Annotated in this window: 13 protein-coding genes; 7 read left to right on the forward strand and 6 right to left on the reverse strand. The window is 35.3% G+C overall.

The window, feature by feature from the left end:
• Positions 1-48: 48 nt before the first annotated feature.
• The 4 genes from K8B81_RS13880 to K8B81_RS13895 form a co-directional block, all read right to left on the reverse strand.
• The gene (locus tag K8B81_RS13880; RefSeq protein ID WP_223682181.1) at positions 49-2,319 is read right to left on the reverse strand and encodes a cation:proton antiporter; all 2,271 of its coding nucleotides are present in this window, start codon (positions 2,317-2,319) and stop codon (positions 49-51) included.
• Positions 2,320-2,430: 111 nt separating this feature from the next.
• On the reverse strand, positions 2,431-3,150 hold the full coding sequence (locus K8B81_RS13885) for a LytR/AlgR family response regulator transcription factor (protein WP_223682182.1): 720 nt from the start codon (positions 3,148-3,150) through the stop codon (positions 2,431-2,433).
• Positions 3,113-3,874 carry a sensor histidine kinase gene (locus K8B81_RS13890; RefSeq protein WP_223682183.1) on the reverse strand — a complete coding sequence of 254 codons (762 nt, stop codon included), beginning with the start codon at positions 3,872-3,874 and terminating at the stop codon, positions 3,113-3,115. Before K8B81_RS13890 ends, K8B81_RS13885 begins: the two co-directional genes overlap by 38 nt.
• A gap of 10 nt (positions 3,875-3,884) precedes the next feature.
• A complete protein-coding gene (locus K8B81_RS13895) occupies positions 3,885-4,214 on the reverse strand; it encodes a DMT family transporter (RefSeq protein ID WP_223682184.1) in 330 nt (109 codons plus the stop codon).
• 178 nt (positions 4,215-4,392) lie between these two features.
• Between K8B81_RS13895 and K8B81_RS13900 the strand changes: the two genes are divergently transcribed.
• The 4 genes from K8B81_RS13900 to rpoN all read left to right on the forward strand — a co-directional run bounded on the left by K8B81_RS13900 (position 4,393) and on the right by rpoN (position 10,190).
• Positions 4,393-6,759 carry an efflux RND transporter permease subunit gene (locus K8B81_RS13900; protein ID WP_223682185.1) on the forward strand — a complete coding sequence of 789 codons (2,367 nt, stop codon included), beginning with the start codon at positions 4,393-4,395 and terminating at the stop codon, positions 6,757-6,759.
• A 147-nt stretch (positions 6,760-6,906) separates the two neighbouring features.
• Positions 6,907-7,086, forward strand: a complete 180-nt coding sequence (locus tag K8B81_RS13905) for a hypothetical protein (RefSeq protein WP_223682186.1) — start codon at positions 6,907-6,909, stop codon at positions 7,084-7,086.
• Between the two features lie 45 nt (positions 7,087-7,131).
• Positions 7,132-8,577, forward strand: a complete 1,446-nt coding sequence (gene asnS / locus K8B81_RS13910) for an asparagine--tRNA ligase (protein ID WP_223682187.1) — start codon at positions 7,132-7,134, stop codon at positions 8,575-8,577.
• Positions 8,578-8,729: 152 nt separating this feature from the next.
• Positions 8,730-10,190 (forward strand): RNA polymerase factor sigma-54, encoded by a 1,461-nt coding sequence (gene rpoN / locus K8B81_RS13915; protein WP_223682188.1) that lies wholly within the window; start codon positions 8,730-8,732, stop codon positions 10,188-10,190.
• A 66-nt stretch (positions 10,191-10,256) separates the two neighbouring features.
• Here the strand turns inward: rpoN and K8B81_RS13920 are convergent, their stop codons facing one another.
• Both K8B81_RS13920 and K8B81_RS13925 read right to left on the reverse strand, forming a co-directional pair.
• On the reverse strand, positions 10,257-10,676 hold the full coding sequence (locus K8B81_RS13920; RefSeq protein ID WP_223682189.1) for a hypothetical protein: 420 nt from the start codon (positions 10,674-10,676) through the stop codon (positions 10,257-10,259).
• A 20-nt stretch (positions 10,677-10,696) separates the two neighbouring features.
• A complete protein-coding gene (locus K8B81_RS13925) occupies positions 10,697-11,290 on the reverse strand; it encodes a thymidine kinase (RefSeq protein ID WP_223682277.1) in 594 nt (197 codons plus the stop codon).
• 230 nt (positions 11,291-11,520) lie between these two features.
• Between K8B81_RS13925 and K8B81_RS13930 the strand changes: the two genes are divergently transcribed.
• The 3 genes from K8B81_RS13930 to K8B81_RS13940 all read left to right on the forward strand — a co-directional run bounded on the left by K8B81_RS13930 (position 11,521) and on the right by K8B81_RS13940 (position 13,771).
• The gene (locus tag K8B81_RS13930) at positions 11,521-12,537 is read left to right on the forward strand and encodes a hypothetical protein (protein ID WP_223682190.1); all 1,017 of its coding nucleotides are present in this window, start codon (positions 11,521-11,523) and stop codon (positions 12,535-12,537) included.
• Between the two features lie 37 nt (positions 12,538-12,574).
• Positions 12,575-13,294 carry a 16S rRNA (cytidine(1402)-2'-O)-methyltransferase gene (rsmI, locus tag K8B81_RS13935; protein WP_223682191.1) on the forward strand — a complete coding sequence of 240 codons (720 nt, stop codon included), beginning with the start codon at positions 12,575-12,577 and terminating at the stop codon, positions 13,292-13,294.
• A 132-nt stretch (positions 13,295-13,426) separates the two neighbouring features.
• A complete protein-coding gene (locus K8B81_RS13940) occupies positions 13,427-13,771 on the forward strand; it encodes a HopJ type III effector protein (RefSeq protein WP_223682192.1) in 345 nt (114 codons plus the stop codon).
• The last annotated feature ends 117 nt before the right edge of the window (positions 13,772-13,888 follow it).

Here is a 13,888-nt window from a genome sequence, read left to right on the forward strand (position 1 = left end):
TATATGAATGGAATTTGGAATTTAAAATATTTGGAATTTGTTAAATCTTTATGGTTTTAAAATCAAAACCGATGGTGTATTATTCAGCCAGATACTTTGAGATTCGATTAGTTTTTTCCAGCTATCTAAACTTATAATCATTAAATTTTGAGTTTCAAGAAATTCTTTTTTAATCGTTCTGTCGTGCATAATCATAATATGGTTTGGCGCAATTTGTTCGATCGAGCGGATACTTTCCTGCATGTCCCGTCGACTCTTTACTTCACCACTGGCATCAAGAACCGTAATTTGTGAACCATTATTATTGATTAGTTTCTTGGCATAATCAATCAAAAAAGAATCTTCTTCACTGAAAATCGGCATAAAAATCCGGTCTACTTCTTCTAAATCCTTATCAATAAAAATCCCTACCGGCATTTTGGTTTTGGAAATAATATGACGCGTTCGTTCATCAAAAGGAGAGTTTTCAAACAAACCTTCTTTCCCGGTAAACTTGTCAATCAACCGATCAGGGTTTACAATCCTCGATGTAAATCCAAGGATTTTTCCAAGCAAGGTTCCTTCAAAAATAGATTGTCCTAAACCTATTAGCAACAAATCATATTCTCCCTGATTTGCAGTATCTATAATGTCGGTATCAATATCATTTGTTACTTTAAAAACACTTACCATATTCTGGTTCAAACGCTCTGATTCTTCTATAACCGGAACCAGCATTTTGCGCTCATGATCTTTAACATCAAAAGAATGGATTTCAGTACTCAGCGACAAATGCATCGCCGTAACAATTGAATTGTCGGTTTGTTTTTTGACTAAACTATTGGCAATCTGCAAAAGTTTTTTGCCTCTTTCAGGAGTTGCAAACGAGAGCAGGATTTTGTATTTGCTTTTATTCCCAATTTCCTGTGGAATGATTGTTGGTTTATCTTTAAAAATATAACCAATAAAATCCAAGGCCGGACCAGTCATAAAAGTAGTGACCAAAGCCATAATGACCATCATCGTAAAAATCTCAGTAGACAAAACTCCCAGGTCATACCCAATATTTAAAACGACCAGCTCCATTAATCCGCGTGTGTTCATCAAAGCTCCAATAGCTAAGCTGTCTTTCCAGTTTTGCCCTACAAATTTGGCCGCCAGTGCACTTCCAAAAAATTTACCTGCAACGGCAACGGCAATAATTACTGCTGTAACTTTCCATAAATACGGATCGTTAAGCAAACCAATCTGCGTACGTAAACCTGTAAACACAAAGAACAAAGGCAACAAAACGATAATAGATACATCTTCAACTTTTTCGATAAAAATATTCCTGAATTTATTATTCTCTGGCATAATGGCTCCTGCTAAAAACGCTCCAAATAAGGCATGGATTCCAATTAATTCTGATGCATAAGAAGAAATCAGGAGTGTAATAAAAAAAATAGCAACCACAGGTTTATTCAGACTTTCACGGGTTGAATTTAAATCACCCACACGTTTCAGGAACGGACGAACTATTTTCAACATGATAATTACATATAAAATTGCCAATCCAATAACATATAATGCACTTGTAAACGATCCTGCTTTTACAATCGCAATTACAACTGCTAGTATACACCAGGCCGTTATATCATCTGCTGCTGCACAGGTTATGGCAATAGTTCCAAGTTTTGTCTTTTGCATCCCGCGTTCCTGAACGATTCTGGCCAAAACCGGAAAAGCAGTAATGCTCATTGCGATTCCCATGAATAATCCGAAAGAAGAAAAGGCTACTCCCTGTGGTGCAAAAGTTCCATAAATAAAATAAGCCAGCGTTAATCCTAAAGCGAACGGAATCACAATACTGGCGTGGCTAATTACCACAGATTCATGCGCTTTGTTTTTTAATACTTTTAAATCCAGTTCCATTCCGATCACGAACATAAAAAGTATCAAACCAATCTGACTTAGAAATTGCAGATTCCCTAAAGATGCTGCCGGAAACAAAGTAGCTGAGAATTCCGGAAAATACATCCCGACCAAAGAGGGTCCCAAAACAATTCCCGCAATCATTTCTCCGATAACTGATGGTTGCCCAATTTTCCTGAAAATCCAGCCAAACAAACGTGCCGCCAGGATAATCGTCACAATCTGAGCCAGCAAAATGGCCAACGGATGCTGCAGGTTTTCAATCATCGAATGTAAAAAATCATTCCAGTGATTGCTTTCAATTTTTTTCTGAATAATTCCGCGTCCTGCTTCAAGTGAAGCCCCTTTTGAAATCATCCAGTATATCAGAGCGGTAAAACCACCAATGACTGTAACGTAGAATAAAGAATTTTTAATATTATTCATAACCCGTATTTTAAATTATGGGGCAAATATCAGCACTGAAAAGCTAGTGTAAAAGCAAATTCAGCCCTAATTTTCAATCTATGTAACAAGTCTGAAAAACTTTGTAATAAGTTAGATTTTGACCTTTTTTAAAAAGTCGGAACGATAGGTTTCACTTAGCAAAAGCGTAGTATTTTTATTCTTTTCTTCTAAATGATGCAGTACAATTTCGTTATGATTAAAGAATTTGATTGCTTTTACCGCAATAATTTCTTTTTTATTGACACGACAGAAATCAGCCTCAGGCAATTCATTTAAAAGCGTATCAAATTTAATATTTTTAAGATTGAGAAAACTTCCGTCTGCAAGCAACACCGTCTTATCACGGCTGTCGCTTACCGCAGTTTTGATATACAAGATCTGATTAAAATACAACAAAGTTTTTCCCTTATCTGTATTTAACTGAATGAATTTTTTGGCCGTTTCCGGTTTATTGAAACGTTCAAAGGCTTTGGAGATTGCTTTTTGCAAACGTTCCAGTTTTACCGGTTTTGTAATATAATCAACTGCATCAATATTAAACGCATCGGCAGCATAATCTTTATAAGCTGTACAAAAAATCACGAGTTTATCCTGAATCATTTCAGCCAGATGCAAGCCGTCAATTCCGGGCATTTCGATATCTGAAATTAACAAATCAAATTCGAGATCCGGAATTTCGGTCAATAGTTTCTCAGGATTATTAAACGTTTTTACGATTTCTACTTCGGGAATTTGTTCGCAAAGCATTTTCAGGTACGTTAATCCAGGTAACTCATCGTCCAGAAGCAAGCATTTCAGTTTTGTATTCAAGTAAGTCTATTTTTAGATGGGCTATATAAATATCGTTTTCTGTAAACCTTTCAAGTTTAAAATTGTTCTTGTAGATAATTCTTAAACGGTGTTCTAAAGTTGTATTTCCTAAACCGCTTCGTTCCTTTTTCAGGACTTTTTTATCTGAAATTTTATTCGAAACTGTCATAAAGAAAGCATTGTCTTTAAACTCAAACACAACCGAAATAAACGCATCGGCACTTTGCAGATCGGCATGTTTAAAAGCATTTTCAATTAAATCAATCGAAATTAACGGCGCCAGTAAAGGCTGTTCGTATAATTTGTCCTCTTTATTAATGTTGGTTTTGATCTTCAACTCAAAAAGCGGACTGATTTTTATTTTGTTGATTTCAATCAGGTTCAGTGCAAAATCAATCTCTTCTTTGGCAGTGACAAATTTCTTTTTGCTTTCGTATAAAATATAATCCAGCACATTGGCCAGTTTATCCAAAGCAAAATAAGTCTGATACGCATGCGACTGAATTGAATTCAGAATGTTCTTAAACAAATGCGGATTCAGTTTGGATTCTAAAGTTTCTAACTGCAGATCATTTACTTTTCTTTCAAGCGCATAAAAACTTTCTTCGGCATCTTCCTTTGATTTTTTGGCTTTCATTAATTGAAAAACCATCAAACCAATGATGACAATCAGCAATAAAATTATAGCTAAAAAAATAAAAGTGATGGTATTGTTGTCCTGCATATGTTGATTTTTAATGACTAGAAACAAACTTCAGCCCAATGATTGAAGCAATTAAGGTAGAAAGAAAAAATATCCTCCAGAAAGTGGCAGGTTCTTTAAAAATCAAGATCCCGACTAAAACAGTTCCAACGGCACCAATACCAGTCCAAACTGCATAAGCAGTTCCAATGGGTAAAACCTGGGTTGCTTTATAAAGCAGCATCATACTAATCGAAAGACAGACAAAAAATCCAGCCATCCAATACGTTGAAATAATTCCTGATGTTTCTTTGGCTTTGCCTAAACAAGATGCAAAACCTACTTCAAAAAGCCCTGCTATAATTAGTAAAATCCAATTCATTTTTCCTTCTTTAAAATTACACTACAAAGATGAGAAAAGCCGGCATACAATTCATATCAAAATAATAATTATATAAATGTCAGGTTTGTTAATTAATGTTAACAAATCGCAAAAACAATGTCCTTACTAAATGATTTTTAACACTTTTAACTACATTTGCATCCATTTTACAAATTTTATGAAAAACACTATAAAAGTAGGTTTTTGGGAAAAACTTGCCCGAATCATACTTAAAAACAGAATTATAATTCTAGTTATCCTTGCTGCTTTAACTATTTTCTTTGGTTTTCAATGGAGAAATCTTGCGATGACTTATACAGAAGCTAACCTGCTTCCTAAGGATCATATTGCCAATAAAGAGTATCAAAAATTCTTAGACAAATTTGGCGAAGAAGGAAATCTGGTCGTTATTGGCTTTCAGGATAAAAACTTTTTTACTCCAAAAAATTATGCCGCCTGGAATGAATTGATGACCGGTTTGAAAAAATCGAAAGAAGTTGATTTGGTCGTTTCTTTAAATGATTTGAAAAAACTGGAAAAAGATACTGTCAATGAAAAATTTGTTCTTTCTCCGTTTATTGATCAGAACAAAGTTTTAGACCCTGCTTATTTAAAAAGTGTTCAGTACGATTTGTTCCATAATTTACCTTTTTACGAAGGTCTTTTATTCAACAAAGAAAGCGGAAGCGTGCGTTCTGCAATTTACATCAACAAAAAACTGGTAAATACTGCCGGAAGAAAGACTTTTATTCTTGAAAATTTAGTTCCTAAAATCAATAAATTCGAAAAAACAACCGGTATTGACCTGAAAGTTTCGGGAATGCCGTATATCAGAACGATCAATGCAAATGATATGAAAGGTGAAATCGGGCTGTTTATCGGTGCTTCTCTATTGACCGTTTCGCTGATTTTCTTTTTCTTTTTCCGTTCATTCCGGGCTACGTTTATTTCGATTGTTATTTTGATTGTCGGTGTAACCTGGTCATTTGGAACATTGGGGTTATTTGGATATAAAATCACGATTTTAACTGCTATTATTCCGCCTCTGATTATCGTAATCGGAATCACGAACTGTATTTTCCTGATTAATAAGTATCAACAGGAAATTAAACTGCATAACAATCAGGCAAAAGCGTTACAGCGTGTGATTTCAAAAATTGGACATGCTACTTTCATGACTAATTTAACAGCTGCAATTGGTTTTGCAACTTTAATGATCACCGGAAACGAATTGCTGTTTGAATTCGGATTAGTCACTTCTATCAACGTGCTTTCTGTTTATACACTGACACTTTTTATTGTGCCAATTATTTACAGTTTTATGCCATTGCCAAAAGCAAAACATTTATACCATTTAGACAAAACGTATATTTCGACCCTTTTAAATACTGTTACCACTATAGTAAAAGGTAAAAAAACAATTGTTTACTGTATTTACGCCGTTCTATTTCTTGTGAGTTTGAATGGAGTGAGACAAATGAAAGTTTCAGGAAGTTTGATTGGGGAAATGCCAAAAACCGCTTCTTTCTTTAAAGATATTTTGTTTTACGAAAAAGAATTTAACGGAGTAATGCCTTTGGAAATTATGGTGGACACCAAAAAGAAAAAAGGTGTCATGAAAGCTTCGACGATTCGTAAAATGGATGAACTGCAGAATACCATTGCTGAAATTCCGGAATTGGCAAAACCGGTTTCGGTAGTGAATCTGGTAAAATATTCAAAACAGGCTTTCTACAACGGAAACCCGGAATATTACCAATTGCCAACTTCGCAAGAGCAGACTTTTATTTTAAGTTATGCTAAAAATGCAACAAAAAACAGCAAAGAAAACCTAATGAAAGCTTATGTTGATTCGACTGGACAATATGCCAGAATCACGACTTTCATGAAAGATATCGGAACGGATGAAATGGCAAAAGTAGAAGGAAAACTGCGCAAAAAAATTGACGAAATTTTCCCAAAAGACCGTTTTGAAGTTACGATTACAGGGAAAGCATTGGTTTTCCAGAAAGGAACAACTTATCTGGCACACAACTTAATCGAATCGCTGCTGTTTGCAATCGCAACTATTGCATTTTTGATGTTGTATTTATTCCGTTCTTTCAAAATGGTACTGGCTTCTTTGATTACGAATATTTTACCGCTTTGTATTACTTCTGGATTAATGGGTTATTTTGGAATTCCGCTTAAACCATCAACGATTTTGGTATTCAGTATCGCTTTCGGAATCTCAGTTGATAATGCGATTCAGTTTATGGCAAAATACAAAGATGAACTGACTCAAAATAGAGGAAAGGTAAAAAAATCTGTTTTCAGCGCTTTAAGAGAAACTGGAGTAAGTACTTTTTATACTTCTATCGTTTTGATTTTAGGTTTTGCGACTTTTACTTTATCAAGTTTCAGCGGAACCATTGCTTTAGGAGGATTAATTTCCTGTACTTTGGTTTTTGCCATGTTTGCTAATTTAGTAGTGCTTCCTTCTTTGGTTTTGACTTTCGAGAAGAAGAAGACTAAAAAAGAAGAATTGGAGAGTTTGGAGAAGTAGTATTTTGCCACGAATTTCACAAATTGATACGAATTAATTTTTATACATAACGCAAAGTCTTTGCGAGGAACGAAGCAATCTCATTTGCTAAATCAAACTTTGCATCTCATTGTAGTGCGGTTGCGTCGTTCCTCGCAATGACAAAAAATGCGCATAAAAAATGAGAAGAAAAAATTACTTCTTTTGAAACCTACTGCCCTAGCCCTGATCGAAGCGGCATCCTTTCTATTTTTGCTGCCAAAAATAGAAAGATACAGCGAAGAGCAGGAAACAGCTTCAAAAATTAATTATTATCGTTTATATTTGCAATTCGATATAAAACACTGATTTTTTATTCATCTAAAATCAGCAATCTAAAAATCTAAAATTAAAATGAAACACACAAAAGTTAGAGACTTATTAAACAGTACGACGACGTTACAGGAAGTGAATGCAAAAGGTTGGGTGAGAACTTTTAGAAATAATCAGTTCATCGCTTTAAATGACGGTTCTACAATTAATAATATTCAATGTGTTGTTGATTTTGAAAATACACCAGAAGAAACTTTAAAAAGAATCACAACGGGAGCTTCTGTTTCTGTTATTGGAACTTTGGTTGAAAGTAAAGGTGCTGGCCAGAAATACGAAATTCAGGTTTCTAAATTGGAAATCCTTGGAGATTCTGATGCCGAAAAATTCCCAATGCAGCCAAAAAAACACTCTTTAGAATTTTTACGTGAAAATGCTCACCTGCGCGTACGTACGAATGCTTTTGGCGCCATTATGCGTGTGCGTTCGGTATTGTCTTATGCTGTTCATAAATACTTTCAGGACAAAGGTTTTGTGTATGTAAACACTCCAATTATCACCGGAGCTGATGCTGAAGGTGCCGGAGAAATGTTTCAGGTAACTTCATTACCATTGGATAATCTTCCTAAAAATGAAGAAGGAAATATCGATTTCAAAAAAGATTTCTTCGGAAAACATACAAACCTTACAGTTTCTGGACAATTAGAAGGTGAGACTTTTGCAATGGCTTTGGGTCAGATTTATACTTTTGGGCCAACGTTTAGAGCAGAAAACTCAAACACTTCTCGTCACTTAGCAGAATTCTGGATGATCGAGCCTGAAGTTGCTTTTAACGACCTTGATGACAACATGGATTTGGCTGAAGATTTTATTCAGTATGTAATTAAATATGCTTTAGACCACTGTAAAGATGATTTGAAATTCTTAGAAGGAAGACTTCTGGAAGAAGAAAAATCAAAACCTCAGGCAGAAAGAAGCGAAATGGCTTTGTTAGAGAAATTGAACTTCGTTTTAGAAAACAACTTCAAACGTGTTTCTTATACAGAAGCAATTGACATTTTAAGAGATTCAACTCCAAATAAAAAGAAGAAATTCCAATACTTAATCAACGAATGGGGAGCTGATTTACAATCAGAACACGAGCGTTATTTGGTGGAAAAACACTTTAAATGCCCGGTAATTTTATACGATTATCCGGCAAACATTAAAGCGTTTTACATGCGTTTGAATGACAACACAGAACCTGGAAGAGAAACAGTTCGTGCCATGGACATCCTTTTTCCTGGAATTGGGGAAATCGTTGGTGGTTCTGAAAGAGAAGAGCGTTATGATGTTCTGGTTCAGAAAATGGAAGCGCTTGGAATTGACAAAGAAGAATTATACTGGTATTTAGACACCAGAAGATTCGGTTCTGCAACACACGCAGGTTTCGGTTTAGGATTTGAGCGTTTGGTATTGTTTGTAACAGGAATGACAAACATCAGAGACGTAATTCCTTTCCCAAGAACTCCTGGTAGTGCGGAATTTTAATAGATTTAGTTTAAAAAAGTTTCAGGTTTCAGGTTTCAAGTTAATTCGAACCTGAACTAAAAATTATAAAATTTGTTTCAGGTTTCAGATTTCAGGTTTACCTTTCAGTTGGCAACTTGAAACCTGAAACTTGAAACTTTTAACAAAAACAAATGCTAAAGCAATTTTTAAATTTAAAATTATCCCAAAAATTATCTCCTCAGCAAATCCAGCTGATGAAGTTAATTCAATTGCCTACGCAAGCTTTTGAACAGCGTTTATTAGAAGAAATGAACGAAAATCCGGCTTTAGAAGCGGGTCAGGAAGATGAATATGAAGCTGACGAATTTGCTAATGAGGAATACGATGATTATGATGATGCGGAATCAGACAGAATCGAAGCAGAGGATATTAATATTGACGAATACTTAAGCGACGACGATACTCCTGATTATAAGACTCAGGTGAATAATTATGGCGATGAAGAAGAACGCGAAACACCTTTTGCTTCTCCAATCAGTTTTCATCAGGATTTAATCAATCAGCTGAATACTTTTATTCTGAATGATGAAGAGCGTGAAATCGCTGAATTCTTAGTAGGAAGTATAGATGACATGGGTTATATCCGCAGAAGTATTCCGGATATTGTTGACGATATGGCTTTTACTCAGGGAATTTACACTGATGAAGCAATGGTCGAGAAAATGCTTCATGTAATTCACGAACTGGAACCTTCAGGAGTTGGGGCACGTGATTTACAGGAATGTTTATTACTGCAGTTAAAACATAAAACACCGACTGAATATGTTGATTTAGCGATTGATATTATCGAAAATCAGTTTGATGCTTTTACCAAAAAACATTACGATAAACTTTTACAGAAATACAGTGTTTCAAACGAACAGCTTAAAAAAGCGATTCACGAAATTGAAAGACTGAATCCTAAACCGGGCGGTTCTTTTACAGGAAATAATAAAGTCACAGAAAATGTAGTTCCGGATTTTGCCATCAGAATTGTGGACGGCGAACTGGAACTGACTTTAAACGGAAGAAATGCTCCTTCCCTGCACGTTTCTAAGGATTATCAGGAAATGATGCAGACGTACAAAGATTCGCGTGATAAATCGACTGCTCAGAAAGATGCTGTTCAGTTTATCAAACAAAAACTAGATTCAGCTAAATGGTTTATCGATGCGATCAGACAGCGTCAGGAAACACTTTTTGTGACTATGAATGCGATTATGCATTATCAGGAAGAATTCTTTCTGGATGGTGACGAAACCAAACTAAAACCCATGATCTTAAAAGACATTGCAGATATGGTTGGTTTGGATATTTCGACGATTTCGCGTGTTGCCAACAGTAAATATGTTGAAACGCCATACGGAACCAAACTGATTAAAGAATTCTTCTCTGAAGCAATGAAAAATGACCAGGGAGAAGATGTTTCTACTTTGGAAATCAAAAAAATCCTTAAAAATACCATTGAAGAAGAAGATAAGAGAAAGCCACTTCCGGACGATCAACTGGCTGAAATCTTAAAAGAAAAAGGATATCCGATTGCGAGAAGAACAATTGCTAAATACCGTGAACAATTGGATATTCCGGTTGCAAGGATGAGGAAAAAGATTTAATTTTTTTATAAATAGAAAACCCGACAAAATTCACATGCTGTCGGGTTTTTATTTGGATTAAAAAGCTTACTTATACTGGTCCGGAAATATTTTTACATTAAATAAAAACACTTTATTTTTATCACTGTAACTATAAACCAATGCATAATCATTATCCCTGAAAACCTGAAGTCCCGGATTTGCTTTTGCTGTACCGATTAAGCTTTTCTCAATTTCCGTTTTTATAACCTTTACTTCCGCTTTTTCTTTCACAACATTCAACAAGGTAAGATTGTACTGAACCGTTCTTTCTTTATGTAAACTTACGCTATCCAGACGAATTCCCTCCTGAATAAGTAACGGGCAATTTTTATTGTATTTCACTACTAATTCCGTTACTTCTTTATTTGCTTCTTCCGTATTTTCAGCAATAAAAAAATAGAAATAGCCTGCAACGCCCATCGCAATTACAATAATTGCTAAAAATAAAATATTCTGCTTTCTCATGTCTGTATTGTTAAGGCTTTTCACTTATTCTCCTGGCTTTTTTTCATCGCATTAAAGTACGCTGCACGGCTAAGCGGTTCGTATTCCTCGGTTTCACCCAGCATTACCAATTTATCATTATCCGTTTTTCTAAAGCTGTAATTAGCAAGGTTTCCGGTTCTGGTACAAACGGCATGAACCTTTGTAACATATTCTGCTGTAGCCATAAGTCCCGGCATTGGACCAAATGGATTTCCTTTAAAATCCATATCCAGACCGGCAACAATAACACGAATTCCCTGATTCGCAAGATCGTTACAGACTGTTATGATTTCATCATCAAAAAATTGGGCTTCATCAATTCCAATAACATCACAGCCCTGGGCTAAAATAGCAATATTGGCTGCGGCGGGAACCGGTGTTGAGCGAATTTCATTAGCATCGTGTGAAACGACCATTTCGTCATGATATCGGGTATCTATGGCAGGTTTAAAGATTTCGACTCTTTGTTTGGCAAACTGGGCGCGCTTGAGCCTGCGGATTAACTCCTCGGTTTTACCCGAAAACATTGATCCACAAATAACTTCAATCCAGCCAAATTGTTCTTTGTGATTTACTGTATTTTCGAGAAACATTTTGTATTTTTCTACCTTTAAAAATGAATAGTTTTTATTACTTTGTACTGGTAATAAACTCATGTAAAAAATTGTCCTTTTACACTTTTTCAAAAGTAGAGAATTTTTATGAAATTGAAGATTCGCTCGCGTTTATTAACAGAAAATAAATATCAGGCGAATTTCTTTCGCAAATTAAAAAGACATTCAAAATATACTAAAATACCCTATTCACTATAATTTCAATAGTCATGAAAAAAAAACTGGAAGCCGATTTAATCAGCATTGCACATCGAATTTTAAAGCTTAAAAACAAATCCGATATCAATCAATTGTATCTGGAAACACAGAAATTATATGAAAAATTAACTGTTTTAAAATTTGTAGAAGAAAATTTCGACAATATAAAACCCACTATCGGATATAGCGAAATAGAATCTCAGATTGCAACTGTTTTTGACAAAGAGGAAAATAATCTTCCTGCAGAAATTAAGGCTGAAGAAACACTTCCCGCTGCTGTTGAAGAAACTGTAATTGAAGCAACAGTTATTCATGAACCTGAAATTATTGAAGCAACTCCGATTGAAGTCGTTACTGAAGTTCCAAAAGTTGTGCAAGAAGAAACGGTAGTCGATATTCCCGTAGAAAAAGTCGAAGAAATTGCTGCAAAAATGGAAGAGCCTGTTGCTGAAACCAAAATAGAATCAGAACCTGAAGAAGAATTTTCTTTTAAAACAGTAAGCGATTTAAAACCAATCGCGGATTTTAAACCTGCATTTGAATTAGAAAAAGAAGAAATAAAACCTGAAGAACCAAAAGTACAAACGCCGGCAAAATCAGATGCCGTTACAATTTCGCTGGAAGATATTCTGGGTGTTAGTTATGTAGATGCACAATTTGTTAAAGTAGATGAGATTAAAGACTATTCTTCTGCTCCTGCAGCTTCAATAAATGAATTTCAGGAGAAGCAGGCACCAGTTCAGGCTACAATTACAGAACCGGTAAAAACGAAGACAGTTCCGTTAAACGAAAAACTCGCCAGAGGTTTCCATATTGATCTGAATGACCGTATAGCCTTTACCAAAAATCTTTTTGGAAACAACACGGAAGATTACAGCCGTGTTTTAAATCAGCTTTTGACATTTGACAGTTTTAGTGAAGCCAAAGAATTCATAGAAACAATGGTAAAACCTGACTACAACGACTGGCAGGGAAAAGAAGATTATGAAGAGCGTTTTCTGGGAATTATTGAGAAGAAATTTTCATAACCTTTTCGTTTCACATTTTACATTTCACCAATAAACTATGTCAAAACTATATATCGTTCCAACGCCAATAGGCAATCTAGAAGATATGACTTTTCGCGCCATCAGGATTCTCAAAGAAGTCGATCTGATTTTGGCCGAAGACACCAGAACGAGCGGTAAACTCTTAAAGCATTTTGAAATTGGCACGCACATGCACAGCCATCATATGCACAATGAACATAAAACCACCGAAAATCTAATTGCCCGCCTAAAAGCCGGCGAAACCATCGCTTTAATTTCAGATGCAGGAACTCCGGCCATTTCAGATCCCGGATTTTTACTGACCCGGGCCTGTGTTGAAAATAAAATTGAAGTAGAATGCCTGCCAGGTGCAACGGCTTTTGTTCCGGCATTAGTAAACAGCGGATTACCGAATGACCGTTTTATTTTTGAAGGTTTCCTTCCGGAGAAAAAAGGACGTCAGACCCGATTTTTGGCTTTAGCCGAAGAAACCCGAACGATGATTTTGTATGTTTCACCACATAAACTGGTCAAAACGTTAGCCGAATTTATTACTTATTTTGGAGAAGACAGACAAGTTTGTGTCTCAAGGGAATTATCAAAACTACACGAAGAAAATGTCCGCGGCACTGCAAAAGAAGTTTTAGCACATTTTGAAAAAACAGCTCCAAGAGGAGAAATCGTCGTGGTTGTTGCTGGAAAAATAATAGAGAAAGAAGCCAAAAAAAGTAAATATTCAAAAGACGAAGAAGAATAAATAATTATTTCAGCTACAGATTAAAATGATTATCACAGATTAATTAAAAAGTTCGCCACGAATTCCACCAATTTCACTAATTCAATACGTGTTAATTCGTGTAATTCGTGGCAAAAAAACAACCCTATAACTATGAGCATACAAGCCTTTTTAGAAAAAGTAAAACAAACACCAACACAAATCACATTTCCTGAAACTATTGCAGTAATTGAAGAAAACTACAACTTTACGCCAACTGCTTTTCAAAACGGAACACAACATAACGCTGCAGGTGAAAACTCAGGTTCCTGCAAATTATTCTCTTTCGCAAAACTACAGAATTTAAGCAAAGAAGAAACTTTAGCATGCTTTGGCGCTTTTTATTTTGATGAAGTTCTGGGAGATCCAAACGGAACGAATCATCAAAATATTCGAAATTTCATCAACTTAGGCTGGAACGGAATTCAGTTTGAAGGAAATGCTTTAGAATTGAAATAATTTTAGATTTTAGAATTCCACATTCTGAAATAATTAAAATTCTGAAAAAGCCAAACACAAAACATTCAACCACAAATTACATAAATTTTCGCAAATTGAATTGGTGGAAATTTGTGT

Source organism: Flavobacterium hibisci, assembly GCF_020026925.1.
GTDB lineage: Bacteria > Bacteroidota > Bacteroidia > Flavobacteriales > Flavobacteriaceae > Flavobacterium > Flavobacterium hibisci.